Annotated in this window: 26 protein-coding genes; 6 read left to right on the top strand and 20 right to left on the bottom strand. The window is 54.0% G+C overall.

The features are described 5' to 3' along the window. The first annotated feature begins 7 nt into the window (after positions 1–7). Positions 8–142 carry a YjcZ family sporulation protein gene (locus tag NSQ80_RS16580; protein ID WP_232282282.1) on the top strand — a complete coding sequence of 45 codons (135 nt, stop codon included), beginning with the start codon at positions 8–10 and terminating at the stop codon, positions 140–142. A 65-nt stretch (positions 143–207) separates the two neighbouring features. Here the strand turns inward: NSQ80_RS16580 and NSQ80_RS16585 are convergent, their stop codons facing one another. The 5 genes from NSQ80_RS16585 to NSQ80_RS16605 all read right to left on the bottom strand — a co-directional run bounded on the left by NSQ80_RS16585 (position 208) and on the right by NSQ80_RS16605 (position 5,094). Further along, positions 208–1,434, bottom strand: a complete 1,227-nt coding sequence (locus NSQ80_RS16585) for an ABC transporter permease (RefSeq protein ID WP_339299959.1) — start codon at positions 1,432–1,434, stop codon at positions 208–210. A 2-nt stretch (positions 1,435–1,436) separates the two neighbouring features. Continuing rightward, positions 1,437–2,189 (bottom strand): ABC transporter ATP-binding protein, encoded by a 753-nt coding sequence (locus NSQ80_RS16590; RefSeq protein WP_339299961.1) that lies wholly within the window; start codon positions 2,187–2,189, stop codon positions 1,437–1,439. A 23-nt stretch (positions 2,190–2,212) separates the two neighbouring features. Further along, positions 2,213–3,631: a DEAD/DEAH box helicase gene (locus NSQ80_RS16595; protein WP_339299963.1), complete on the bottom strand. Its 1,419-nt coding sequence runs from the start codon at positions 3,629–3,631 to the stop codon at positions 2,213–2,215. Between the two features lie 122 nt (positions 3,632–3,753). Beyond that, positions 3,754–4,530, bottom strand: a complete 777-nt coding sequence (locus NSQ80_RS16600) for an SDR family oxidoreductase (protein WP_339302180.1) — start codon at positions 4,528–4,530, stop codon at positions 3,754–3,756. A 105-nt stretch (positions 4,531–4,635) separates the two neighbouring features. After that, positions 4,636–5,094: a chemotaxis protein CheX gene (locus NSQ80_RS16605; RefSeq protein WP_323077551.1), complete on the bottom strand. Its 459-nt coding sequence runs from the start codon at positions 5,092–5,094 to the stop codon at positions 4,636–4,638. Positions 5,095–5,365: 271 nt separating this feature from the next. Between NSQ80_RS16605 and NSQ80_RS16610 the strand changes: the two genes are divergently transcribed. Further along, the gene (locus NSQ80_RS16610) at positions 5,366–6,268 is read left to right on the top strand and encodes a LysR family transcriptional regulator (protein WP_323077553.1); all 903 of its coding nucleotides are present in this window, start codon (positions 5,366–5,368) and stop codon (positions 6,266–6,268) included. A 63-nt stretch (positions 6,269–6,331) separates the two neighbouring features. After that, a complete protein-coding gene (locus NSQ80_RS16615; protein WP_009225073.1) occupies positions 6,332–7,141 on the top strand; it encodes a histidinol-phosphatase in 810 nt (269 codons plus the stop codon). A gap of 139 nt (positions 7,142–7,280) precedes the next feature. Here NSQ80_RS16615 and NSQ80_RS16620 read toward each other — a convergent pair whose 3' ends face one another. Both NSQ80_RS16620 and NSQ80_RS16625 read right to left on the bottom strand, forming a co-directional pair. Further along, positions 7,281–7,844, bottom strand: coding sequence for a GNAT family N-acetyltransferase (locus NSQ80_RS16620; protein WP_009225072.1), 564 nt, complete (start codon positions 7,842–7,844; stop codon positions 7,281–7,283). Positions 7,845–7,884: 40 nt separating this feature from the next. Continuing rightward, a complete protein-coding gene (locus tag NSQ80_RS16625) occupies positions 7,885–8,628 on the bottom strand; it encodes a DUF1361 domain-containing protein (protein WP_009225071.1) in 744 nt (247 codons plus the stop codon). A gap of 178 nt (positions 8,629–8,806) precedes the next feature. Here NSQ80_RS16625 and NSQ80_RS16630 point away from each other — a divergent pair, with 178 nt between their 5' ends. Then, positions 8,807–9,142: an MGMT family protein gene (locus tag NSQ80_RS16630; RefSeq protein WP_009225070.1), complete on the top strand. Its 336-nt coding sequence runs from the start codon at positions 8,807–8,809 to the stop codon at positions 9,140–9,142. Here the strand turns inward: NSQ80_RS16630 and nagZ are convergent. From nagZ to selD, 7 genes are all read right to left on the bottom strand, one after another. After that, positions 9,130–10,452 carry a beta-N-acetylhexosaminidase gene (gene nagZ / locus NSQ80_RS16635; RefSeq protein ID WP_339299967.1) on the bottom strand — a complete coding sequence of 441 codons (1,323 nt, stop codon included), beginning with the start codon at positions 10,450–10,452 and terminating at the stop codon, positions 9,130–9,132. The two genes, NSQ80_RS16630 and nagZ, sit on opposite strands and share 13 nt — an antisense overlap. 36 nt (positions 10,453–10,488) lie before the next feature. Next, positions 10,489–11,073, bottom strand: a complete 585-nt coding sequence (locus NSQ80_RS16640; protein ID WP_260070363.1) for a TIGR00730 family Rossman fold protein — start codon at positions 11,071–11,073, stop codon at positions 10,489–10,491. A gap of 37 nt (positions 11,074–11,110) precedes the next feature. Beyond that, positions 11,111–11,653, bottom strand: a complete 543-nt coding sequence (locus NSQ80_RS16645) for a hypothetical protein (protein WP_339299969.1) — start codon at positions 11,651–11,653, stop codon at positions 11,111–11,113. Between the two features lie 62 nt (positions 11,654–11,715). After that, positions 11,716–12,174 (bottom strand): DinB family protein, encoded by a 459-nt coding sequence (locus NSQ80_RS16650; RefSeq protein ID WP_339299971.1) that lies wholly within the window; start codon positions 12,172–12,174, stop codon positions 11,716–11,718. 380 nt (positions 12,175–12,554) lie between these two features. Next, entirely contained in the window at positions 12,555–14,954 is a 2,400-nt protein-coding gene (locus NSQ80_RS16655) for an S-layer homology domain-containing protein (protein WP_339299973.1), read from the bottom strand. Between the two features lie 136 nt (positions 14,955–15,090). Beyond that, the gene (gene mnmH, locus NSQ80_RS16660) at positions 15,091–16,128 is read right to left on the bottom strand and encodes a tRNA 2-selenouridine(34) synthase MnmH (RefSeq protein ID WP_260070366.1); all 1,038 of its coding nucleotides are present in this window, start codon (positions 16,126–16,128) and stop codon (positions 15,091–15,093) included. 22 nt (positions 16,129–16,150) lie between these two features. Beyond that, on the bottom strand, positions 16,151–17,203 hold the full coding sequence (gene selD, locus NSQ80_RS16665; RefSeq protein ID WP_260070367.1) for a selenide, water dikinase SelD: 1,053 nt from the start codon (positions 17,201–17,203) through the stop codon (positions 16,151–16,153). A gap of 204 nt (positions 17,204–17,407) precedes the next feature. Between selD and NSQ80_RS16670 the strand changes: the two genes are divergently transcribed. Further along, on the top strand, positions 17,408–18,487 hold the full coding sequence (locus tag NSQ80_RS16670; RefSeq protein ID WP_260070368.1) for a permease: 1,080 nt from the start codon (positions 17,408–17,410) through the stop codon (positions 18,485–18,487). A gap of 41 nt (positions 18,488–18,528) precedes the next feature. On the opposite strand, the gene NSQ80_RS16675 is transcribed toward NSQ80_RS16670, so the two are convergent. Continuing rightward, positions 18,529–21,141, bottom strand: coding sequence for a carbohydrate-binding protein (locus NSQ80_RS16675; protein WP_339299977.1), 2,613 nt, complete (start codon positions 21,139–21,141; stop codon positions 18,529–18,531). A gap of 230 nt (positions 21,142–21,371) precedes the next feature. After that, a complete protein-coding gene (locus NSQ80_RS16680) occupies positions 21,372–21,893 on the bottom strand; it encodes a YfiT family bacillithiol transferase (RefSeq protein ID WP_323077567.1) in 522 nt (173 codons plus the stop codon). A 193-nt stretch (positions 21,894–22,086) separates the two neighbouring features. Here NSQ80_RS16680 and NSQ80_RS16685 point away from each other — a divergent pair, with 193 nt between their 5' ends. Next, positions 22,087–22,770 carry an MBL fold metallo-hydrolase gene (locus tag NSQ80_RS16685; RefSeq protein WP_323077568.1) on the top strand — a complete coding sequence of 228 codons (684 nt, stop codon included), beginning with the start codon at positions 22,087–22,089 and terminating at the stop codon, positions 22,768–22,770. Between the two features lie 22 nt (positions 22,771–22,792). Here NSQ80_RS16685 and NSQ80_RS16690 read toward each other — a convergent pair whose 3' ends face one another. The 4 genes from NSQ80_RS16690 to NSQ80_RS16705 are packed head-to-tail and all read right to left on the bottom strand — an operon-like array spanning position 22,793 to position 24,453. Continuing rightward, positions 22,793–23,026: a hypothetical protein gene (locus NSQ80_RS16690; RefSeq protein ID WP_323077569.1), complete on the bottom strand. Its 234-nt coding sequence runs from the start codon at positions 23,024–23,026 to the stop codon at positions 22,793–22,795. A 13-nt stretch (positions 23,027–23,039) separates the two neighbouring features. Beyond that, positions 23,040–23,375 (bottom strand): cupin domain-containing protein, encoded by a 336-nt coding sequence (locus NSQ80_RS16695; RefSeq protein ID WP_016311003.1) that lies wholly within the window; start codon positions 23,373–23,375, stop codon positions 23,040–23,042. Further along, positions 23,372–23,518, bottom strand: coding sequence for a hypothetical protein (locus NSQ80_RS16700; RefSeq protein ID WP_016311002.1), 147 nt, complete (start codon positions 23,516–23,518; stop codon positions 23,372–23,374). The genes NSQ80_RS16695 and NSQ80_RS16700 overlap by 4 nt, the downstream gene beginning before the upstream one ends. Further along, positions 23,515–24,453 (bottom strand): glycoside hydrolase family 43 protein, encoded by a 939-nt coding sequence (locus NSQ80_RS16705; RefSeq protein WP_339299981.1) that lies wholly within the window; start codon positions 24,451–24,453, stop codon positions 23,515–23,517. The genes NSQ80_RS16700 and NSQ80_RS16705 overlap by 4 nt, the downstream gene beginning before the upstream one ends. Positions 24,454–24,605: the final 152 nt, after the last annotated feature.

Genomic DNA, 24,605 nt, shown 5'->3' on the forward strand with positions numbered 1-24,605 from the left:
AATGAAGATGAGTGGAATTGAAGAAGCAAGAGGCGGCTACGGAGGCGGCTACGGCGGTCACGGCGGCCTGTTCACGAGCACGGGTGTGATCCTGGTTCTCTTTATCCTGTTGGTTATCGTTAGCCGTTCCATCCTGTATTAATCTGCTGAATAAAAAGTTTCCAAGCAAAAACGGACCGTCTCCCACCCGGGAACGGTCCGTTTTTGCTATTCCTCGTCTTCGTCCTCCTCGCGCCATCTGCGCTTCCAGGAAGAACGCATGCCTATCGCCAGCAGCAAGCCTGCGGCCAAGGAACCAAACGTCAAAAGGGTATCGCCGCCCGGTATGACGGCCATCGGCAGCCATAGCAATACCGTGATCGCGAACAGCAATCGGGAGCTTAATCGAAGCGTCGCCGTCTTCCGTGCGCCGGCAGGCAATGGATAGAAGGAGGCTGCCGGTGAGTCCCGATGGGTTTGGCGTAAGGCGGCTAGCTGCATGCCCGACAGGAACACAAACAGCAAGTGAATCGCCGGTCCGAGCCAGGATTTGTCGTTCCATCCCGTCAGCACCATGCCCAGCAGTGTTAGGCGAAGCAGGATGCCCAACAGCTCGCTGCGGACAAACGTCTTGACCAGCAAATAACGGTAGGCCTCGGCCGGCTGCCAAGGAATCCGGTTGCCGATGCCGGACAACCAGCGGCGGCGGATCACCTTCTGTCCTTCCGACGGCACGTCCACGAACCAGCCGAGAATCATCTGCACCCGGGCAGCCGCCGTGCGTTCAGCGGTGATCAGGTTGTCCCAAGGGACCCTGTATTTCATCGGAAACCACAAGATCAGGCCGTAATTGAGGCTGACGAGCACCGTGAACAAGGTGCTTTTCCAGGCTGGCTGCCAGATCCAAGCCGCCGTCATCAGCAGCACAAAGCACCAGCGCAGCAAGCGGTACCCGGCTCTGGCCCGGGACGTCGTAATTCTGAGCTCCTGCCAAGCTCCGTAGGCACTTAACGCCTTGAGCAACAGCAGGACGACCAGCATCAGCCATAGGGGCTGAATAACCACGCCCTCTCCGCTGCGCTGATACAACGGCCAAGCCAGCAACACCACAATATAGAGTCCAACCAGCTTATAAATCAGTCCGTTCCGAAAAGCCGGGGCTAGGTAGGCCTTCATTTGCGTCTCCTGCGGCAGTAAGAAAATTACGTCAGCCGGCTGCGCATAGGTTCGAAATCCGGCATATACGGTCAGCGGACCCCATAACAGCAGCAAAATCCAGCGAATCGGCAAACCGGGCGGAATGTTTTGCAGAAACGCCGTATACCAGGCCGAAAACGCAATAATAAGCAGGAGCAGCAAGACGGCGAGGCCGCTCTGAAAGACATAGGGCAAATACGGGAGCACTTTGCCCCAGAAGGCCGCTCTCCGCCGGCTTCGCAGCGTTTGAAGCTCCATCGCTATTCGCCGTCCTTCACTAAGGCGTAGAAAATTTGCTCCAGCGAAGCTCCCGAGGCTTGCGCCTGCTCCCCGATGTCAGCCAGCGTCCCTTGGGCCAGCACTCTCCCCCGGTGCAGAACGATAAAGCGGTCGCAGTAATTTTCAATCGTTGACAGAATATGCGAGCTTAATAGAATCGAGGCTCCGCCCTGTTTCATTTCCAACATGAAATCAAGCAATGACCGGATGCCCAGCGGGTCCAATCCCAGAAACGGTTCATCGATAATATACAGCGGCGGCCGGGCGATGAACGCACACATGATCATCACCTTCTGCTTCATCCCTTTGGAGAGATGGGCTGACAGGCTGTCCGCCTTCTCTTCCATATGGAACAGCTTCAGCAGATGGTCCGCCCGCTCCCGGTAAGCCGCCGGCTCCACGCCGTAAGCCCGGGCCGCAAACTCCAAATGCTCCCGTACTGTCAATTCCTCATAGAGCAACGGCGACTCCGGAACGAAGGCCAACTGTGATTGGTACGTTTCCGGCGCTTCGTCCCGCGTGTTGCCGGAGATGCGAATCTCTCCCCGATGCGGCGTCATCAGCCCCAGAATATGCTTCATGGTCGTGCTCTTACCGGCTCCGTTTAACCCGATCAGCCCAACCATTTCCCCCGGCTTCACCTCGAAGCTAATCTCGTGAAGTACAGGCCTTCCCAAGCTGTAGCCGCCGCTCAGCTCGTCGACCTGCAATACGGGCAGTTCACTTCCACTCAAACCTAACGCCTCCCACGATCCGCCTAACTGCGCGGCGGCTTATTTTTCAACCACTTCGGAGCGCCTTTATTCTTCCGATCCGAAAGACGCTCCTTCTTCCGCTCCGCGGTTGGCGATGCCTTCCGCGGTCCTCCGTGACCGGAAGCCGGCCGGCCGGAAATCTGCGCGGACGGGTGTGTTCGCCCGCTGCCGCCTTCCCCTGCTGTACGGCCTGCGGTCCCCGATGAGCCTGCGCGGCGAGGAGCCGCGTCTGCGCCGGCCTTGCCGCGAACGGAGGAACGAGTTCGCTTGCCGGAACCCGCCTCACCGGCATCCACCAGCTTCCCGCTATATAACGCCTTGGGCTCAATCTCAATGCCCAGTTCTCGAGCGAATTTACGCATGATGAACTCTTCCTGCGGCGTAACGATCGATACGGCCAGCCCTTTCCGGCCCATACGGCCAGTTCGGCCGACCCGGTGAACGTAATGCTCGGAATCAATGGGCGGATCGAGGTTAACGACCAGGGCCAAATTCTCAATGTCCAGTCCTCGGGCAGCAACGTCGCTCGCCACCAGCACGCGGATTTTCCCCTCGCGGAATCGCTGCAGCGTCAAGCTGCGCGCCGTTTTGTCCGCATCTCCATATAAAGCTCCGGCGCTGAGACCAACATAATTCATCTTCGCCTCAACTTCGGCAATCTGATCCGTATTGTTGATAAAAACAATCGTCCGCTCCGGTTCGAAGTGGCGTACGATCCGCCGCAGCATATCGATTTTGTCCCGCGCTTCGGATACGAAGTAAAGATGCTCCACCGTTTTGGACGTCCGCTGCTCCGGTTCGATCCCGATTTCAAGCGGCTCCTTCATCTCTTTCGCCGCCAATGCCCGAATATCCGGGTTAATCGTCGCCGACAGGAACATCAGCTGGCGGTCCCGCAACGTCCCGCGCAGAATATGCTCCACGTCTGCCGTGCCGCCGAGCTGGAACATTTGATCCACCTCGTCCACAACAACGGTGAGCAGCGTATGCAGCTTTAGCTTGCGGAGCGCCAAAATTTCGCGGATGCGTCCCGGCGTGCCCACGACAAGTTGAGGATGCAGCTTCAGCTTCTCCAGCTGGCGCTTGATCGCTGCGCCGCCGATCAACGCCTGACTTCTGATCCCCAGCGGTTCTCCGTACTTCTCCGCCTCCCGCAAAATTTGCATCGCCAGCTCCTGGGTTGGTGCCAAAATTAACCCCTGTAACGTCTTCTCCCCAGGGTTAATCCGTTGCAGCAATGGCAGCAGGTAAGCCAGCGTTTTCCCCGTCCCCGTCTGCGACTGCGCAAGGATATCCCGGCCTTCCAGCGCCGCAGGGATACACTCCGCCTGAACCGGTGACGGCTCCGATATTCCGTAGTCCAGCAAGGCTGCGGTCAACTGTTCACCAATTCCCAGCCCGGCAAATGTAATAATCGTCATTTCGCCATTCATCCTTTATTTTCAAAGTACTTGATGTCCTATGCCAATATTTTCATTATATGCGATAAGCCTAAGTCACAACAAATCCACACCGACGCAAATAGCCTGCCTTCACAGGCAGGCTATTTCTTATTCATCATTCGATAGCTTAACCGGTCCGCCAATCGCGGGAACATCTGGTACCACTTCGCTCCTGCGCCGGCGATCCAAGGCAGGTTGATCTCCATCGTGCCTTTCTCTGCCGCCTTTACCATCGCTTTGGCCACGCGCTCCGGCTTGAGCATCATCCAACGCACGTTCTTGACATAACCGCCGCTTGGATCCGCAATGTCAAAAAAAGACGTATCAATCGGTCCCGGATTAATCGTCGACACCGAAATGCCGTACTCCCGGACCTCTTGGCGCAATGCGCTGCTAAAGCCAATAACCGCATGCTTCGTCGCGGTGTAGGCCGCAGACTTGGCCGTGCCGATTTTGCCGGCCATCGAAGCGACATTAACGATCCGTCCGGAACGGGCAGCCTTCATGGACGGAAGAACCGCCTTCGTGCACCGAACCATACCTATGTAATTGACGTTCATCATCTCCGCAAATTCGGAAATCGGCATTTGGTCCAAGGATTCGAACTTGCCGTAACCTGCATTGTTTAACAGGACATCCACCCGTCCAAACTCCGTCAGAACCTGGTCGAATCCTTCCTTCACGGAAGCGTCGCTGCCAACGTCCATCTCCAGTACCCGATAAGGTCCGGCCAGACTCGCCGCAACCCGGTTCAGCTTCTCCGCATTCCGGGCAGCCAGAACGACCACAGCGCCGCGCTCAGACAACCTCTGCGCCGCCAAGGCGCCAATCCCGCTGGATGCGCCGGTGACGACAACGATTTTGCCCTCTAACGACATACTCACCTGTAACTTCCCTTCAAGAGGTAGTTCAAAAAGTCATCTTCCGTTCACGAAGCCGCATCAAGAAAATGATTTAACCATGACTTTCTGCTGTACCTAATCTTAAGAGATCATCACTTGAATGTCCAGTTCGCCGATGCCGTCCATCAGCAGTGGGATGCAAAGCGCCTTGCGGGGCCCAATCCCTGCCGCGTGCTCCATCTTAAGGACCTGCGGAGGCGTAATGTCCACAACAATTCCCTGATTGGACAAAATGGTGCTGGCATTCCCGCTGATCATGTTGCCGAGCTCGGAGATCGCGCTTTGTCCCATCTCATCCATTTCCGTCAGGACGAATCCGCCCATCATCGCCGAAACGATGCGCAGCGCCACGGCCTCTTGCAAACCGAACACCACCATGCCGCTGAAATGGCCCGTCATTCCGATTTGAATCCATATATGATCCTGCACAGGAATTACTTCTTTAACCCCCATACTCCCGGTGGAAGGCGAAACTTGAACAACCTGTTGAATAACCGAACGTGCGGATTCAAGAAAAGGATTTATGACTTCTGCTTTCAAAAGGATGCGCCCCTTTTCACTAGAAGAATAACTTTACGATTCAATAGACCCGGCATTTAGTTAAAACTTATTATACTTTATTCCTAGGCACAAGTCATTAAAAATCGAATGACGGGGACAAAAGTACTTCTAAAGGATGATCTTTTCGAATGAGGCCGAATGGCGTGTCATTGATTTAGCCAACGAAATTCCCCTATAATGAATTAATCATGGAGGAAGGCGCCGCATCCGGCGCATTTCCCAAGGAACGGGAAAGAAAGGAGGCCTTCTGGTGAATATTAGTCAGTTGGAGACGCTGATTACGATCTCCAAAACAAAAAGCTTCCGAAAGGCTGGTGAATTGCTCAACCTAACCCAGCCCGCAGTCTCGGCTCAAATCAAAAGCCTGGAGGATGAGTTTAATACCGTATTGGTTGACCGCAACCAACCGGTTACCCTGACGGACCGGGGGCAAGTTTTCCTTGAGCAGGCGGAACGCATTCTGGACATCGTTGAAGAACTCAAGCAGAAGCTGTCCGATATGGAGCATACCCCGCAAGGACATATCGTGTTAGGGACAACCACGTCGATCGCAATTCAAATTCTGCCGCGGATCTTATCGTATTTCCAAGACCAGTTTCCGCTGATCAAAACCACCATTCAATCCATGCCCTCCAGCCAGATCTATCAGAACGTGGAGCAGGGTCTTGTCGACATCGGCATCGGGTATTTGATCGAAAACAACCCGCAAGTTCTCTCGTCGGTGCTGTATTATGATACTTTCGAATTCGTCGTCTCGCCGCTGCACCCCTTGGCGAGCAACCCATCTCCCACTCTGGAATCGCTGCGCGGCATCCCTATGATCATGCTGTCTCCCGATACGGTCGGACGCCGGTTTATCGACGAGGTCTTCCGGCAACACGACATCGAACCGCACATCGTGATGGAACTGTCCAGCAGTGAAGAAGTCAAACGGATGGTGGAGATCAATCTGGGCGCGGCGATCATTTCACGGCAATCGATATTACGCGAGTTGAAACAAGGCACGCTAAAGGTTGTGCCGATCCCTGAGCTTGAAGTCACTCACCCGGTGGGCGTCATTTACAAATCCAGCCGATACATCAACTCGGCGATGCAGCAGTTTCTGGGTGACCTGAAGGGCATGCCGGAAACCCATTTTATCAGTTCTGAATAAACCAGGATACGCACGTGCAGATAAGCACAACACCTCAACGCCAACAGAAAGGAGCCGTCTCCCATGAAGTTTGACCTTCACACCCATCATTTCCGCTGCGGCCATGCGGACGGGAACATCCGGGATTACATCGAAGCCGGCCTGGCTGCCGGATTATCGGTAATCGGGATCAGCGATCATACGCCATACTTCGGCCATGATGAGGACCAGCCTTTTCCCCGGATCGCCATGGGCAAACAAGCTTTTGCCGGATATGTTGAGGAAGTGCTGAAGTTAAAGCAGGAATACGCTGGCCGAATCGATGTTCTACTGGGGATTGAATCGGATTTCTTCCCGGAACATTTGGGCGCTTATCGGAATATGCTGAACCAGTATCCTTTTGATTACATTATCGGATCGGTTCACAGCGTTGGAGAGGTCAGCATCTTCAACAAAAATCGTTGGAAGGGCCTGAGCCAAGAGGAAAAAGTGGCCAGCAAAGAGGCCTATTACGATTTGATCCGCCAATCGGCGCGCAGCGGGATGTTTCAAATTTTGGGACACATCGACGCGATGAAGGGCAACTACCCGGCATTTACGGACATTCCCGCCGCACAAGCGATTGACGATACTTTAAAAACGATCGCAGAGCACGGGGTGGCCATCGAAATCAACACCTCCGGGAAAACCAAGCTGAGCGGCGGATGGTATCCTGATGATTCCATTCTCGAGCGGGCCCTTCATTTCGGCGTTTCCGTCACCTTTGGCTCCGACGCCCACACGCCGTCACGGGTCGGGGATGAGTGGGAGGAAGTCGCCCAACGCTTGAAGGAAATCGGATTTCAGGAATGGGTCTATTTCAAAAATAAACAGAAAGTCACCGTTCCTCTGTAGACAAAAAAAGAGAACCCGATCACGTCCTTCGGGTTCTAAGAGAGATATATATTCAAAAGGGGGTCATGTAATAAGTGTACCCCCTTTCTATTAGGGTTTGATCACAGCTATATTTCATTTGTGTAACAAAAACGATCACTTATGTTTCAAAGGACTTCCCTTCGATGATATATCGTTTGAGCGCCAATCTTCGGCCTCTTCGCCCCGCCGGGGAGAGCCTTCCGGCTTCCCGCAGACCGCATTTCCGAAGGACGCGCTCCGATGCCGGATTGTCCGGGCTGCAGCGTGCTTCGACGCAGCCGAGCCCAAGTGTCTCAAAAGCGAAATCCAGCACACTCGCTGCCGCTTCCGTTGCATAGCCCTGGTTCCAATGCGCCGGGGAGATCAGATAGCCGAGTCGCGCAGTTTGTCCCTCAACGTCCCAATGCTGCAGCGAGCATAAACCAATCCAATCTCCTTCCGCTTTACGAATCACAGCAAAGTGAAGATCCCGCAATACACGGTAGGATTCCTCGAAATAGCGGTATAGCCGGCCGGGAAATAGCAGCTTGCCCGGATTGAGTTCGGTAAAGGCGCGCACCGCCGGATCGGACATGCAGCGAAACATCGCCTCCGCATCCTCCGGAAGCAGCCGCCGCAGCACCAGCCGCTCACTTTCCAGGACTGGAAACTGCCGCCGCAGCTGCTCTTTCATTTCCGTCATGTCCCATCCCCCCCCCCCGGATCTCGCTTCTAAAATCCTGTCACACCTTATCCCCTTGCATCCGTTCCGAGGCGCGATAAATTCTTGCCACCCCGTAATGCACCACATAACAGAAGAAGGTAATCAAAAAGATCCATTTGCAAAACCCCACCATATGCGCCACGTTCGCGGCATCGGTGAAATAATCCGCCGTTTCTCGGAGCACATATCCCGGATGCCTGAGCAAGTCCCAGCTGTTCCAGCGGATAAAGCGGCCGAGATAAATGCCGAAGCTGCTAAGCAGCAGCACGAGAACAGCAAACGCCCAGCCTGCCAAGCCGCCTCCCGCTCGCCGCACCAGGTGATGCACCGATGCCAGGGATACCGTCGCCAGCGCCAATCCCAGCAACGCAGCAAACAACAACGTAAAGAGGTGATCCCAGAACGAAAGCTCTTCCCAGAACCGGATGCCCGCCGCAATCGGGTAACGGTTAAACGGGTGAAGCAAATCGGTGATGAGATACGCGGCATTTGGATAGAAAAACAGCCATAACAGCCCAACCGGAACGCTTAATGCAACCTTGGCCGTCCGCGATGGGATCAAGTGAATCATGTCGAGCAGAACCGCCAGCCCGAGCGGAATCCAAGCCAAAAACACGTTCCAGATCAGGAACAAATAAGGCGGCCGTCCGCCATCCGGCAACCGCGTGCCGATTACATATTTCATCCCGATCACCGTGAAAATGAATAAAACAACATATAAAATCCATTTCTCCGGATACCCCAGCATCCTCCAGCGTTGCAAACCCATCCCTCCCGTCTGCCTTTGACCTATATACGTTTGGAGCCGGCGGATCGTTACCGTGGCAGCGTTCCTCCTCTGCTCCGGGCTGGGGCGGATGATTTTGAGGCTGGAACTTGTTATTGCGGCGTGGTATATAACGGTATAGACAATCTTCATTTAAAAATAAGGAGTTTTCATCATGCAGCCGTTTACCGCACGAACGATTGAAATCATCTCCTCCATCCCGCCAGGCAAGGTGATGACCTACGGCCAGATCGCTGCCGCAGCAGGAAGTCCCCGCGCCGCCAGGCAGGTCGTCCGCATCCTGCATAGCATGAGCGGTAAATACGGATTGCCGTGGCACCGGGTTGTGAACGGGAAGGGGCAAATCGCATTGCAAGAAGAAGCCGCCTTCCAAGAGCAGACATGGAACCTGGAAGCGGAAGGCGTCGAAGTGCTGCCAGGCGGACGGATTGATCTGGATCGTTACCAGCACCAGTACCGCCCGGACAGTCCCAAGGATCAGAGCCCGTAAGGCTTAAGGATATCGCTGATATCCTGATTTAACTGCTTCGTATTCGGCCCTTGCGCAGGGTCGTTGGTGAGTTTATATTTCTGCTTCAGCTTCAGCACGTTATACACCCGTTCATCCAGCGTTTCCGCTGAAATGGTGCCGGAGCTGACGGCATCGCGCAGCGCCTGGATCACCTGCTTCTCCTTCTCTTCGTCATGGCCCACCAGCACGATGTTCCCGCCGGCCTGAATGAACTGCACGGCCGCGTCACGGATATCGTAATGCTCCACGATGGCGCCCATCGTCATATCATCAGAAATGATCGTCCCCTCGTATCCCAGCTCCTCCCGCAGCAAGTCATGAATGACCGCCTTAGAGAAGGAAGCCGGATGCTCGGGGTCCAGCTTCGGCATCAACAGGTGAGCGATCATGACGACGTCGGCCCCCTCTTGAATCGCCTGCTTAAAGGGCACCAGCTCCAGCTTCCGCAGCCGGTCCAAATCATGCTCCACAACCGGCAGCCCCAGATGCGAATCCACCGAAGTATCGCCATGTCCCGGAAAATGCTTAACGACCGGAATTACGCCTTGCTCCCGGATTCCCTTCATCACGGCAATGCCCATGCGGCTAACGATTTCCGGCTTCGTGCCAAATGCCCGATCCCCAATCACCGGATTATCCGGATTGCTGTTGACGTCAAGCACCGGGGCGAAGTCCAGATTCAGTCCGAAGCCGGCCAGCTCTTGCCCGATGATTCCGCCAATTTGCCCGGCCAATTCCTCGCTGACGGTATTGCCGATTTTGCGAGCGGCAGGCAGCTTCGTGAGTTCCCCAGGCATGCGGCTGACCCGCCCGCCTTCTTCGTCAACGCTCAGAAACAGCGGTACCGCCTTGTTCTGGTTGGCGGTCTTCAAGCCGTTAAATAAGGTAAGCGCCTGCTTGGTGTCCTGGATGTTGTCTTTATAGAAAATAAAGCCCCCAACGTGATACTCCTCGATGAGCTGGCGAGTCACGTCGTTTGGCTCAGTTCCATCCATGCCCACCAGAACAAGCTGGCCGATTTTCTCCTCGGTGCTGAGCTCATCCAGCAGTTTGGCGGCAGGATCGGCCGGTTTCTCCGAGGTTTCCGGCGCTTCGGGGGTTGAAGGGGACGTCTCTCCTTGGTTCGTTTCCGTCCCGTTGGAGGTGGAACCTCCGTTTCCTTCTCCAACAGAAGACGAAGGATTGCGTGCTGCCCCCGAACATCCCCCGATCACGAGGATCACGAGCAGCAGCAAGCAAGTGATCATCCAGAGGCTTCTGCTCCGATGCGATGTGTTGATTCTGTCCATTCTATCGCCTCCGTCTCTTTTTTGAATGCCTATATTTCACAGGGTTCGCCCCTGCTTCCATTTCTTCTCCGCAATAACCGGTACAAAGTTCTCCATCCGCGACAGCAGCTCGCCCGGTTCCTCGGCTAGATTGATCAAGGCTTCATGCCCAGGATGGACAAAGCCGGCCCGGATGCAGGAATTCACCAATTCCATCAGCGGCTCGAAATAGCCCTGCACATTAAGAACGCCAACCGGCTTCTGGTGGATGCCGATTTGCAGCCAGCATAACACCTCAAACAGCTCCTCCAACGTGCCAAATCCACCGGGAAGAGCGATGAACCCGTCTGCCAGCTCGCTCATCTTTGCTTTCCGGGCATGCATACCCTCGACCTCGATAAACTGCGTCAACCCCGGATGCGCCATTTCTCCGTGAATCAAACCGGAAGGCATGATGCCAATCGCTTCGCCGCCGGCCTCCAATATCGCATTCGCTACGGCGCCCATCAGCCCGTGCCTAGAGCCTCCATAAATTAAGCGGTATCCCCGCTGTGCCATGACTTTTCCCAGCTGTTCCGCCTTGACGCGGTATTGCTCGTCTTCACCAAATCGCGAGCCGGCAAATACGCAAATCGATTTCATCCTCTTCCCTCCTGCAAAATAAATAGACAACACGTGTTCAAGCGAAATCTAACCGTGCGCCGGCCAGATCCCAACGATGGCTGAACTTCTCCAGCCGCGGATGCAGATGGCTCGGCTCGGCCGCAAGCAGAAGCCGGATCTTGACGATCCACTCCTCAAAGGAGGAGAAGGAAGCAAACTGGTTTGCCAGCTCCGGTGTCAGATACAGGAAGTGGGGGGCCGGATAAGCCTCCGTTAGATGACGAAGGGCCGTGTCGAAGGGCGTATACTTTTTCCGCTTGCCTTCCCAGCCTTCCACAAGGAGCGCCGGCCCTGCTCCCTTCTGCTCCCGTCTCCACGCATGCAACCGGTCCTCCCTTCGATAGAAAGGACTCACCGGTTCTTTCGACATCCGTCTCATCGTTTCTTCATGGAGCGGATAAAGGACCAGCTTCGCAAACTTGCGGGTCTCCGCCTCTTCCGCGGCCCGCAGCAGCTCTTCGTCCGAAATCAACTCAAAGGAATCGTAGAAGATTAACGTCCCTTTCCGGCTCGGGGCCGGAGGCTCATAACCAAAGGGCACCTGAATATTCTGTCTCAAGACGTTTCCTCCTCGGTCGTAATTTGGGAGATATGGATAGGTTGCCCTTTTTTTATCAAAAGCTAACGAAGTCCCCGGTCAATAAAATTTGGTGACACCGGCACCCGCCCCAACTCCCGTGACCACACTGACAGCTGACCGATATGATGAATCTCGTGGGCAATCACATGACGGAGGATTTCGCCTTGCGTAAACTCTCTTCCCCATGAATCGGTCACAAGTATTCCGTCCATCTCGGGGGTCCAAGTCTGAAGAAACGCCTCGACTTCCGTATGAAAGGAATCCGACAGCTTCTTCACCAATTCTAAAGACATAAACGAATGGAAGTCCTCCTGAAAATCCGGTTTCCCTTCGATGGTGCGGATCCAGCTCCATTCAACATCAACGATATGAAATAAGGTCTGTAAAATACTCCCCACACCGCCGACCCGTTTGCGCAGCAGCTCTTCTTCAGGGACATTCTCACACCAGTGAAACCATTCGTCCCGGACTTGCCAATTATATTGAAACCACTTTAACATCAACCTAACTCCTTTCCCTGGTAAAGGTACCTTAGACGTAACTCCACTCTTCTCAGCAGTAACCTGATTTTACCATAAGTATCTGGCTCAATTCAGCACGCGGAATGTAAAAGGCCCCCGGACCTCATGTCGCGGGAGCCTTTGGGGTATTGGGCTCATGAGTATTACTGGTCACTGTCGTTAGCATCCGGCGCGGTAGCCGCATAAGCTTCAGCCGCCGCCAGCAAGTAATACGCCAGCCCGGTTTGTTGTCCTTCTGACCATATTTTTTCATAAAATCCAGATGTCTTTCGATGAGCTGTTGAACTTTCTCATCATTGTGGGCAATCCCGGAGCGTAATGCCTCCTCAAAGGGGAGAGTCAACACTCTATCCTGGGGCTTACTGCGAGGCAATCGGCTGATCGGTATGACCTTGGAGCTTCACCAATCTCATCAGGATAGAAGCGGCTTCGGCTTTGGTGACTTGGCGCTGCGGGTTGAATTTGCCGTTCTGGCCTTGCAGCAATCCGAGTCGAACTGCGATGGTGACCTCGCCGGGGCGAGTGATTTGCTTGGCATCGCTGAACTGGCTGATGAATGCGTCTTTGCCGAAGAAATTCGCCGCCAAGCGATCGTATTTGACCATCGAGGTAAGCAAGACGGCCAGCTGCTCTCGGGTCAGCTTCTGATCCAGTTGTAACGGCTCGGCCGGATCGATCCACCCCAAATCGGCAGCGTACTTCACCGCCTGGGAATACTTGTCGTCCATCGAGACCTCTGCGGACGCGGCAGACGGGGATGCCAGCACGTAGCTTGTATAATAAGGATTCGCCGCCTTCACGGCATAGGTCAGCCAGTCCCCCACCGTGATCGTCTCATTGGGATTCAGGTTCCCTTGCTCATCCGTTTCTAGAATGCGGTATTGAACCAGGGTCTTCAAATCTGCCTCTGCCCAGTGGCCCTTCACATCTTTGGGCTCGATGTCACCCCGCGTTGGTTCCATGCGGATGCCCTCATACGTCGTCACCCACTTGCCCGTCACGGCATTCAGCACTTGAAAAGACGTTCCTGGATCCTTGAATTGCGGTGAGTAAACGAGGTATACCTTTGGATCCACGTAGGTATTATCAATCATATACCCGCCGATCTGGTTATACTGCAATTCTAATTTAAAGTTGTCCAGGTACGATTGGAGTGCTTGCTCCGCTGTTACGGTTGCTGTTTGGCTGTCCGGCAGATCCTCCGGAATTTGCTCGTGGTTCACAGAATAGAAGAACAACCGACCATACGCATCGACCGTAATAAAAACCCCTCCACCGAGCACCGGAAGGTCATTAACGTAACGGGTCAATTCGAAGCGGAATTGCTCTCCATTCGAGAGGCGACTCCAAGATTCCCCGCGTTCAATCAGTTTTAGGTTCCGGCTCGCTTGCGGATATAACTGGTTCACCCATTCCAAGGCGCGCTGCTTCGCTTGCTCATAATTCAGTTTCGCTGCTCCAGGCGGAGGCGCCAACGGTTCACGCGGCTCGCCATAATTAAACGCTTCAATCTGGAACCCGAGAATTTGTCCGCTCAAGGCATCGACCGTGGCGTACGTCTGGGCCGGGAAATACATCGGTCCCGTCAGGTTCTGGCGCTCCTCTTCCCATCTTAAGCTCCATGTCTTCCTCTCCGGATTCCTGTAATCGCTGCTCATACTCGGATATATAAGCTTCCGGCCTTCTGGAATAAAAACCGTTTGTTCCACCAACTTCGCGGCTTCATCAGATGTTAATTCCACTTTAGAAGTGCGCGGCTCAAATATCTTGGTCCCGGCTGGAACATCGCTAATTGTAACCGTGGTGGAGGTCAGCTCTGTACCTTCACTGTTAATCTTGCGTCCCGTCTGGGCGTTAATGGCCAGGGAAGCATCCGAAACCGGCTGCCAAGCCAGGATCCAATCGGAAATGGCACCGTTCTTCCGTACCGGGACATACCCCAGTTCAACCTGGAACTCGTCTCGGAACTTCTTCTCCGCTTCCGCTTTAGAAACCGTCGGAACGGAGGACGGATATTCCAACCTCTCCTCAGAACGGCTAAAAAAGACGACTTCTCCATCGCCGGTTACCGTGATATGAATGGATTCAAAACCGGAGGGCAGCCCATTCTTCAGAACATCGAAAGAAAAATCATACTGTACCGGACCAAATAAAGCCTGCGAATCCAAGTAAAAAAGAGAATCACTTTCTTTCACCTCATCGGCTGATAACGATGGAGCAGCTTTGGCGAGAAAGGCCTTCGCTTGTTCCGAAGCCTGCTCTCTCGTTAATTTCGGAGGATAATAGACCTTATTGCCTTGTCGCGGAAAGGTAATATAGGTGCTCATCAAATCCCCGGTGATGGCATCCACCCTGCTTGAAAAGCTGTGACTCCCATTGCCAACTTCAACTTGCCAATGAATGGTCCAGACATCCTGATAGCTTGGTGCAGGGTACACATTAATAATCCCGTATTCGACCTGGTTCACTGTCGCCTCTTTCAAAATCGGAAACAATTCCCGAACCTTAGCGATAGCCTGCTCCTTCGTAATTTTGGCACGAGACGAATCGGCAACTGCCTCCCCTTGCTTGGACGGATCGGTTCCCAAGTTCCCGGTGTTTACGATCGTCGTCGTTGTTGACGTAGAGGCTGTGGCCTCCTCTGCCAGCGCCGCCCGCTGCGGCAAGGCCACTGAAAGCGCCACCAAACCAAGAAATGCCAATTTGACAGGCGGCTTTTGCCGTGCTGCTTTGCTGATTTGATTCAATTGTTGCTTCAACCGTTTCACCTTCCCACATTTACCCATATTTTCTTTTCCATTGTAAATGCAATTGGCTGAATTTACCATCCCTAAAACGGTTTAGCAAAATAACAGCCCGCAGAACCTCTGCGAGCTGTTAAGAAGTCAATCGGAGTTAAACCAACTTCGGTAAGAGTCGTTGAACTTCCATGACGGCTTCGTCAACCGTGTTGGCCCGAATCACCGTAAATTCCGCTCCCTCGTATTGCCCTTCTGTATGGGCATACCGAGGATCATAGTAGTAAGTTAGAAGAAGCTCAACCGCGCGGTCATAGCGGCCTGCAAGCAGGCTTTGTTCGATTTCCGCAGCGATGGGCGTATGGATTCTGGATTTGATTTTTCGGAACGCTAGCAGACAGCCCTCCGGATTGTTCCAAGGCTCGTAATCCTCCAAAATGATCTGCACCCGTACGTCCGTTGGCAGATCGATCCGGATATGCCGCCCCTGCTCTTTCTTCTCCATGAGGAATTCAGGGACAACCACCTTGCCGATTCGTTTGCTTTCCGCCTCCATCAACACGTAAGGCGCTTCCCGATAACGCAGGAGATCATCCAACAGCAGCGAGTCGAACATCTTCTGGTTATGCGCCTGCAGCCCAATTTGCCCAAACACCGAGCCCCGATGACCCGCCATCTTCTCCAGATCGATAACGGGATACCCTTGTTCCTGAAGCTTGCGAAGCAGCAAGGTTTTGCCGCTTCCCGTATTCCCGTGGATCACGGTGAGTTCAGGAGCAAACTCCATCTGCTCGAGCGTGCTGACAACCCATTGGCGATAAGCGCGATATCCGCCGGCCAGCCGGTACGTATGGATATCCATCAGACTGAGCAGCGTCGCCGTCGTTCGGCTTCGCATCCCACCACGCCAGCAGAACACCGCTTTACGCCCCGGGATTTCCGCAAACTTCCGGACAAAGTCGGGCAGCTTGGCTGAAACGATCTCAAGCCCGCGTTGTTTGGCGGCGTCTACGCTCACCTGCTTATATAAAGTTCCAATTTCCGCCCGCTCCTGATCATCAAACAGCGGGATATTCAAACTGCCTGGAATCGTGGACTCGGCGAACTCGGAGGGCGATCTAACGTCAATCATGGTGATCGCTTTGCCGCTTTCTCGCTGCTCCGCCCATTCCTGCAAGCCTATATCCTGAAACATATCCAATGCTGCAAACCCCTTCCTAGGCTTCGACCACAATATGGCCCGCGTTCTCTGCGGTGACCTCACCGATCAGGCTCGCTTCAACGCCGGCTTTCTGCAGTTCATCCAACAGCTGCTCGCTTTGATCCGGATTCACAGAAATCAGCAAGCCTCCCGATGTCACCGCATCGCACAGGATGTATCGGCCGATCTGATCCAGCGAGTCCGGGAACGTAATGTTCGCTTCCACATGCGCGAAATTGTTCTTCGTTCCGCCAGGGACAAATCCTTGCTCCGCTAATTCCCGCACGCGTGGAAGCACCGGCACGCGGCTCTGGAAGATGGTGATGCCGGTTCCGCTGCCCTTGGCCATCTCCAGGGTATGTCCCATCAATCCAAAGCCGGTCACGTCCGTGCATGCGTGTACATCATACGGCTCCATGACTTCAGCGGCCGTTTTGTTTAAGGTCGACATGACTTCGGTGACCCGCTTCGTCTCTTCTGCGCTGAGCTGATCCTTCTTGATCGAGGTGGTCATGATGCCAACGCCGATCGGCTTCGTTAAGATCAGCTTGTCCCCCGGCTTGGCGCCAGCATTGGTTCTGACCTTATCCGGGTGAACCAACCCGGTCACAGCCAAGCCAAATTTCGGCTCTTTGTCGTCGATGGAGTGGCCGCCCACCAGCGTCGCTCCAGCTTCTTGCACCTTGTCTCCTGCGCCGCGCAGGATGTCGGCCAGAATGCTTTTATCCAAAGTGGAAATCGGAAAAGCTACAATGTTCAGCACGGTGAGCGGCTTGCCGCCCATCGCGTAAATATCGCTGAGCGCATTTGCGGCGGCGATTTGGCCAAACGCGTACGGATCGTCAACGATTGGTGTAAAGAAATCGACCGTTTGCACCAGCGCGAGGTCATCGCTTAACCGATATACCCCGGCATCATCACTTGTATCAAGCCCCACCAGCAAATCTGGATTCGGCACCGTTGGCGGGAGGCTTCGAATCACTTGCATGAGGTCTGCCGGGCCGATTTTGCAGCCGCAGCCTCCTTTGCTGGACAAGGATGTTAATTTTATAGGTTCAACAGTAGACATGACGGATCACAATCCTTCCCTACGTATCGATATAGGATTTTCTAGCTTATGCTTATTTAAGCGTACTCCGTTGAATTACAAATGGCAACCGTCCCGCTTCTCGCTTACCAGCAGATTCAATGTAGTTCACTTGCCATCGTATGGTATACTATATTTCGTGTCTTAGTTCAAATTTTGAATCATATGTGAAGGGAAATGAAGTCTATGGTTTCATCATCAAGCGGCAACTATCCGCAACAGCAACCACGCGGTTTGGATAAACGCAAAACGGCGATATTTGTCGTTCTGTTTCTCATCATAGCCATCGCTGGCCTAAGTTATGTCAAGTGGTGGCCTTATTATGGAAAAGCGTTCAAAGCCGCCACCGAGCATTCGATTGGCTCTTCGATCCTTGGATCAGATGCTTCCGGACCCATTTCATGGAGTGCCGCGCTCGATTATGCAGCCGCCTATTTCAAATCGGTCTGGAAGGCCGCCGTCCTCGGGATTTTACTAGGATCGCTTGTCCAGGTGCTCCTGCCGGCTCAATGGTTATATAAAGTGCTCGGCAGCAGCCGGTTTAAGAGCACGTTTCTGGGCGGTATCGTCTCCTTGCCGGGGATGATGTGCACCTGCTGTGCCGCCCCTATCGCCGCCGGCCTGCGGAAACGTAATGTATCCGTCGGCGCCAGCCTGGCCTTCTGGCTGGGTAATCCGGTACTGAACCCGGCGACATTGATCTTCATGACCTTTGTCTTGTCCTGGAAATTTACTTTGCTCCGCCTCGTGTTTGGCATCGTGCTGACGTTTGGGGTAAGTTACCTCGCCAACCGTCTGGCGAAAGGCCAGCAGGTTCCCGCGCCAGCGGAGCTGGAAAAGGCGGAAGCGGCAGCCGAACAGAAGAACGAGGGACCGTTCGCTCTTCGCTGGCTGAAGAGCCTCGGGATGATGATCCTGAACGTTGTACCGGCGTATCTGTTGTCCGTCTTGCTGCTGGGAGCCTTCCAAGGCGTCTTGTTCCCCGTTGAGTTGGGCAGCGGCATTCTAGCCATCCTGTTGTTTGCCCTCGTCGGCACGTTGTTCGTCATTCCGACGGCTGCGGAAATTCCGATTATTCAATCGTTCACCGCGCTTGGGCTTGGCGCAGGCCCAGCTGCAGCCCTGCTCATCACGCTGCCGGCTGTCAGCCTGCCGTCTCTGCTGATGGTGTCGCGTTCGTTCCCGCGCAAGGTGTTGGGATTCTTGTTCGCCTCAGTGGTCATCCTTGGCATCGTTGCCGGGATTGTGGGCGCTTGGGTGCTGTAACAAATTAAAAAGGAGCCGAGATTCACGGCTCCTTTTTTTGTTTATTTTTTTCCGCCCCCCGCAACAGGAACAAGCTGAAGCAATTTCGACTCGGCCCCTTGCAGTGTGACGTGCAGCTCCGTTTTCTCACGCCATTCTTCACCAGTCCACAGATCCGTCACGCGGAAGCCGGACTTCCCTTTGTTGTCCATGGCAGCCCGCTCGAAGGAGATCGTCCGTTCCACCGGCTCGTTCGTGAAATTGAAGATCGCGAGATAATATCCCCCGCCGTCTTTTAAGATGTAAGCGTCCGCCGCTGCCGTTCCGGTGTTGCCCTCCATCGGCCGGAATGCTAGCCCTTTCTTCGCCACCGCATTCACCGCCGGGTTCACCAGCAGCTGCTCCATATATTCCCGGGCCGTCTGATTAGCCACATCATCCGAGTTGAGGAACACAGTACCGGAAATCGCCGCCGCGTTCACTCGGGTTTGCGCTCCAAGCAGCGAGCCGCCCTTCTCCAACGTCATATAGTCCGGATCCGTGTAGCGGTAGATGGTTCCGTTTTGCCACCAGCCGTAGGTCAGGTTGTTTAACTGGTATTCCGTACTGCCCAGCGAACCGTCAACATCGCAGGAGATCCGCCGGCTGTGCGCGTATTGGCTGGGGAACAGCGGCGCGATCGACGCGCTGATGAACATCGAGCCGTCCAGCGCATCCACGATGTAAGCCATTCCTTCGTTATAAGCCTGAATGCCGGTAAAAACTTGCAGGTTAAAGTGTTGGCCTTCCAATGCGCCATGGCTCAGAAAATCCAGCTTAATATACTCGAAGCCATGCTCCTTAAAGCGATTCATATAATAGTCGATACGCTGCTTCGTCCCCGGATGGGTCGGATCGACGGCATAGGCGCCGTCTATCTTCGGCAGCGGATTCCCTTGCGCATCGCGAAGGACGATATCGCCATAGGTATATTTTCCGTCCGTGCCTTCCACAGTCTGGTTCAAATTATCGCCCCAGTAGACGAACGGGCCGTAATAGATGCCTGCTTTTTGATCGTTCGCCTTAATATAATCCACCAGCTGCCCCAGCTGCTCATCGTTCATATTATCCCAGTACGAGTCGAGGTTAATATACAGCTGACCTTCGTTATTAAACGACTCTCCTTGCAGCTTCTCCTTAAAGTAATTGGAGGTTTCGATCACTTGATCGTAGCTTAATTTGCTGCCGACAGCTCCCCAGCTGTTCCAGCCCACCGGGACCCCTTGCGGAACACCGGGACCAAAAGCCAGCGGCGGGGCTTCCACTGCATTTGCCTGACCATAGGTTTCCAAACCGTCCCGATAGTCGGTAAAAAATCCAACAAACACCTTCGGAGAAGCAATCGTCGTCCCGCTGACCTTGGCATGCGGCAGCGAATCGTGCGTGGAAGCAAGAGAAGTGAAGCCGCCATATACGTTCAGCTTGTTCAGACGGTCATTGGATCCGCTCCAATAAATGCCGGTTTTCCACGTATCATGGCTAACCGAACCCACCACAAAGCCGCGACGGCTGTCGTTATCGAAAATGGCCGTCAGTTCCGAGCTTTCATAATTTTGATTGTTGAGATCCGTGTTGATCGTCTTGGACAAATACCGCGACCATGCATCGTTATCAAAGGGAGCTACCAGCACCCGGTTGTCGCCATATTGGCCGATATCCACTCCGCCGCGGTGATCTACAATCAGCGGGGCAATATAGTTCGTTGCGAGCGGCGTATCTTGCTCGGCAATAACTTGAGTGAGCAAATAATCCTTCTGCTCATAGATATAGTAGATTTGCTTCAGGGTCGGCAGACCTTCCTGCCTGTTGTTCACCGTGACCTTGATCCCTTTGCCTCCCCGGTCGTGGAACCGCTCCACCTCTTCCAGCTTGAACTCATGCTTGGCGTAATCCTTGCTGGTTAAGTACTGGTCCAACTGTATGGAGCTGTACGCCCCTTGGATCTTGGCCTCTTCACCGCGATTTTTCCAGCTGTACGCCGAGAGCCCATTTTCCGTATTATAGAGCAGCTTCAGACTGCCGCTGGTTACGCTCATCCCTTTCGCGTGCCGGGTTACGGCAATCGGCCCGTATTTCACCGTGCTGAGCGGCGCACCAAGCTCCAGATCTTCACCGTTCCCCGGATCGGTTCCCGGCTCCGAGGACGAGACGAAGGTCAAGCTAATTTTGTCCAAATCCGGAGCATATCCGCCGTCATCGTCAAAAGACAACGTATTATCGCCCGCCTGTAAACGGACCTCGAAGTCGAATACGCCCACCGTATTCCAATCCTTCGTCGCCGGCGGCGAGAAGCGCTCCCGCTCTCCGCCATTTACGCTGACCATAAACGAACGGGGATCCCCGGAAATATAGGACAAGCTTAGCTTATAAACGCCTGCCTCCGTTACATTCACCGCGTTAAACTGCATTGCCGAGCCTTGGTAAAGGTTGCCTACTTTTGCCCCGCCGGAGCAGGTGTCGCAAGGAACCGGACCGGCTTTGCCGGAGTAGGTATTTGCCGCCGCCTCCGCCTCAAACGTATAAACCGCCTCCGTTGCTTGCGTGCTTCCTGCTTCAGCGGCCGCCTGTTTTGGGGCGATCTGCGCGCCACCTGTCAGCGAACAAGCCAATACCGCAATCAGTACATATCGGAGCATTGCACTCCACCTCGACCTCTTCCCCGTACCCGCCTTCACGAATCATCCATCCTTTCATCGATAAGTTCGATTACGAACCCCATGTTAAAATAGACAGCGCTTTCTTTCTATAACTCAAAATGCCGATTTATAGCGGAAATTAAAGTTCTTTTCCAATTTCGATGCAAACAAAAAACAGCCTGCCGTCCTTATTAGGACTTTCAGGCTGTCTGCAAAAGAGTAGGATGGAACTAAAGATCCAGCCGCGTTCTTAACGCCGTAATATGAGCAAGATGATGATTCCCGTGCCAAGCGTAGTTTCCGAGGTTGTAGGCCAAGCTCGTCGTTTTCCCCGATTCGGGATGGTGGAACGAACGCTCAAAATCTTCCTCGCTCAGCGATCTCAACAGGTGGGTCCAGCGACGATGCAGCGCTTCCAACAGAAGCAGTGAAGCTTCGATGTCTCCCTCGTAGTCGGACAGCTTCGCCCAACGGTCTTCGTGATAAGGCCGAATCGTTGGGGTCTCTTCAGTCAGCGCCAGTTTAAACCGGGTGTAGGCATTGATATGGCTGTCAGCCAGATGGTGCACAACCTGCCGCAGCGTCCAGCCGCCCTCGCGGTAGGGAAGGTTCAGCTGATCTTCACTTAATCCGGCCACCGCCTGCCTTAATCGCGTCGGCAGCGTCTCGATTTCACGTATCCATTGCTCCCGCTGTGCCGCCGTAATCTCGCCTGTGAAGGCATACTCGCCTATTGGATATCTAGGGTCCATGTCTGGTTCGCCTCTTGATCAGGAATTAAACTGCCACTTTCACTTTCTTATTGATTCATTTATACCTGATCAAGCTGACATTGTCGATAACCTATTCCATACGATTGAAGCTTAGGACTTGTCCTTTGGGCTATTCTCTGCTACGATTTTGGCGCAGGTTAAACTATGTTTAAATGTCGAGGAGGGGACGAAAATGGAACATTCTAAAGAATCCGGCATTCTGCCGTTGCCGCTCAACCTGAAGTTGCAAAATGGGAACCAGATGGCTGTCCATGCGGCGTTATTATGGGGTACCGATCATCTCGTCCTCGTTGACACCGGGGTTCCCGGGCAATTGGATGTGATCCGCGAAGGGTTGGAGCAAGCAGGATTCTCCTTGGATCAGCTGACCCATGTGATCATTACACATCAAGACCGCGACCATATCGGCAGCCTGCCGGAGCTGATCCGGGCGAAGGAAGGGAAGTTGGAAGTGTTGGCCCACGAGGAGGGGATTCCGTATCTGGCTGGTGAAATCCCGCTGATTAAGGGCGGTGCTTACGCCGAGTCGGTGAAAGTCAATACGGCGCTTCACGACGGGGACGATTTGCCATTTGGCGGAGGATTACGAGTCGTGTACACCCCAGGACACACGCCTGACCATATTAGCTTGTATCATCCTTCCAGTAAAACGTTAATCAGCGGAGACGCAGTCGTCTCTAGCGAGGGCCAGGTACAGCCGCCCGTACCGAATTTCACGCAGGATTACCCCCAGGCCCTGAGATCGGTCAAGAAATTGGCTGCCTTGGATGTGGAAACCGTGATCACCTATCATGGCGGCGTATGTACCGGGGCGGTTCAAGAACGGCTGAAGGAGATTGCGGCAGGCGTAAAATAAACCGTTCGCGGCAACAGAACCGCTAGATATCCCCTACCGGAATTAAGCCGGTTAACCAGTTTATTTCGCTGTCTTCCATAAAACGCGACGGCCAGCTTCGGTCGTCCTCGCCCCAATCGGCAAACGTGCGGACCGAATGGTAAAAAGCTTCGATCCGCTCGGCCGTTGGCTCTTGCAGCATTTGTTCGATCAAATACAGGATTCTCCGGTCGAACCGGGGCTGTACATTTCTGTTCTCCTCTTCTTTTATCTGCATCCTTCCAGTGGATTTAAGCCAGCACTCGGTCCCCCCGTGTATTTGGGCGGGATATAACAAGGAATTCCACCGAATCAGCGGATCGGTTCATGGCCTGATGCGGCATATTCGGCGGGATCTCAAGCCCTTCATGCGGATGAAGCTCGTATTGGATTCCGTCCAATTCGAGATGCAGACAACCGGACAGGACGAAGAAAAACTGCTCCGCCTTTTCGTGAAAATGCCGGACTTCCTGGCTGTCCGGGGGCATTTTCTCATGGATAATGCTGCACTCCTCCCGATCCACCAGCCGCCAACCGTCGCAATTTCCGCCCCACACATAATGCTCTGCGTTCTGTTTACTGATCACGTCATTTCCATCCTCTCTGCGATAAAATGACGCAGCCGTGCATCCTCCCACTTATACAGCGTTAGCAGCGTTTCATAGTAAGCTTGGCGTTGTCGTTCATTGCCTTTTTGCAAATACGTTAGATCCATAAAGTTGTTCGTCATCCTTCCGCCCGCTGCAACGGTCTGGCCGTAACGCCTTCATGGGTCATTTGCACTGGCTGGATTCGCCCGTCCTCTTCAAATAACATGCGATCGATGCAAACCACGCGATGATTCGCATCGGTTTCACTGAGCGGCCGGCGGTGGTAAACGATGTACCACTCGTCGCTGCCCGGAATTTGCAGAAATCCGTGATGACCGGCGCCGGTGGCGATTTCCGGATCCTGCTGCAGAATCTTGCCTACGCGCTTGAACGGTCCAACCGGCGAATCGGACATGGCGTAGGCTACGGAATAATCCGGTCCGGTCCAGCCCCCCTCGGCCCACATGAAATAGTAAATGCCGTTCCGTTTGAACATGCAAGGCCCCTCAACATAATGATCCGGGGTGATCTCCTTGAACGTGGTTCCATCCTCGAACGTGTCCAGATGAATCATGTCCTCGGTCAGCTTCGCCACATTGCAATGTCCCCACCCCCCATAGTACAGGTAAGCGCTTCCGTCATCATCGAGAAAAACATGGGGGTCAATCGGCTGCGCGCCAAAATGAAACCGATCAATCAACGGCTTGCCCAGCGCATCCCGGTACGGACCCTCCGGCCGATCGGCAACCGCCACGCCGATTCCGCCCAGCTCCTCGTCACTTTGAATGTCGTTCGCAGCAAAATAATAATAGAACTTTCCGTTTCGTTCGATCGGCGACGGAGCCCATAGCGCCCGTCGCGCCCAAGCGATATCTTCCATCGTCAGGATGCGCTCAACCTTCGTCCACTCCGTCAAATCCGTGGAATAGAAAGCATCAAAAAACGTCTGTTCATCGTAAGGGGCCGAGTACGTCAGGTAAATCCAATACCGATCCTGAAAAATCCTCGCTTCCGGGTCCGCATACCAGCCTGGAAATAAGGGATTGCCGGATCTCTTGAGCTGCTCTTCGTTCATGGGGCTCCTCCTTTTTGCTTATTGCATCAACGGACACATAATGCTATATTCTCCGCCGCGGGTATCCATACCTGCATGGGATCATCCCGTCATCCCTAAAGAATACAAAACCGCCCTGCAATCCATGTACAGGACGGTTCCTTGGCGATTAA

The organism is Paenibacillus sp. FSL K6-2441 (assembly GCF_037964765.1).
In the GTDB taxonomy this organism is placed as follows: Bacteria; Bacillota; Bacilli; order Paenibacillales; family Paenibacillaceae; genus Fontibacillus; species Fontibacillus phoenicis.

Coding starts and splice junctions, on each gene's coding strand:
- NSQ80_RS16580 (WP_232282282.1), top strand. CDS start 8: ATGAGTGGAATTGAAGAAGCAAGAGGCGGCTACGGAGGCGGCTACGGC.
- NSQ80_RS16585 (WP_339299959.1), bottom strand. CDS start 1,434: ATGGAGCTTCAAACGCTGCGAAGCCGGCGGAGAGCGGCCTTCTGGGGC.
- NSQ80_RS16595 (WP_339299963.1), bottom strand. CDS start 3,631: ATGACGATTATTACATTTGCCGGGCTGGGAATTGGTGAACAGTTGACC.
- NSQ80_RS16600 (WP_339302180.1), bottom strand. CDS start 4,530: ATGTCGTTAGAGGGCAAAATCGTTGTCGTCACCGGCGCATCCAGCGGG.
- NSQ80_RS16615 (WP_009225073.1), top strand. CDS start 6,332: ATGAAGTTTGACCTTCACACCCATCATTTCCGCTGCGGCCATGCGGAC.
- NSQ80_RS16620 (WP_009225072.1), bottom strand. CDS start 7,844: ATGACGGAAATGAAAGAGCAGCTGCGGCGGCAGTTTCCAGTCCTGGAA.
- NSQ80_RS16630 (WP_009225070.1), top strand. CDS start 8,807: ATGCAGCCGTTTACCGCACGAACGATTGAAATCATCTCCTCCATCCCG.
- nagZ (WP_339299967.1), bottom strand. CDS start 10,452: ATGGACAGAATCAACACATCGCATCGGAGCAGAAGCCTCTGGATGATC.
- NSQ80_RS16640 (WP_260070363.1), bottom strand. CDS start 11,073: ATGAAATCGATTTGCGTATTTGCCGGCTCGCGATTTGGTGAAGACGAG.
- NSQ80_RS16650 (WP_339299971.1), bottom strand. CDS start 12,174: ATGTTAAAGTGGTTTCAATATAATTGGCAAGTCCGGGACGAATGGTTT.
- mnmH (WP_260070366.1), bottom strand. CDS start 16,128: ATGTTTCAGGATATAGGCTTGCAGGAATGGGCGGAGCAGCGAGAAAGC.
- selD (WP_260070367.1), bottom strand. CDS start 17,203: ATGTCTACTGTTGAACCTATAAAATTAACATCCTTGTCCAGCAAAGGA.
- NSQ80_RS16670 (WP_260070368.1), top strand. CDS start 17,408: ATGGTTTCATCATCAAGCGGCAACTATCCGCAACAGCAACCACGCGGT.
- NSQ80_RS16675 (WP_339299977.1), bottom strand. CDS start 21,141: ATGCTCCGATATGTACTGATTGCGGTATTGGCTTGTTCGCTGACAGGT.
- NSQ80_RS16680 (WP_323077567.1), bottom strand. CDS start 21,893: ATGGACCCTAGATATCCAATAGGCGAGTATGCCTTCACAGGCGAGATT.
- NSQ80_RS16685 (WP_323077568.1), top strand. CDS start 22,087: ATGGAACATTCTAAAGAATCCGGCATTCTGCCGTTGCCGCTCAACCTG.
- NSQ80_RS16690 (WP_323077569.1), bottom strand. CDS start 23,026: ATGCAGATAAAAGAAGAGGAGAACAGAAATGTACAGCCCCGGTTCGAC.
- NSQ80_RS16700 (WP_016311002.1), bottom strand. CDS start 23,518: ATGACGAACAACTTTATGGATCTAACGTATTTGCAAAAAGGCAATGAA.
- NSQ80_RS16705 (WP_339299981.1), bottom strand. CDS start 24,453: ATGAACGAAGAGCAGCTCAAGAGATCCGGCAATCCCTTATTTCCAGGC.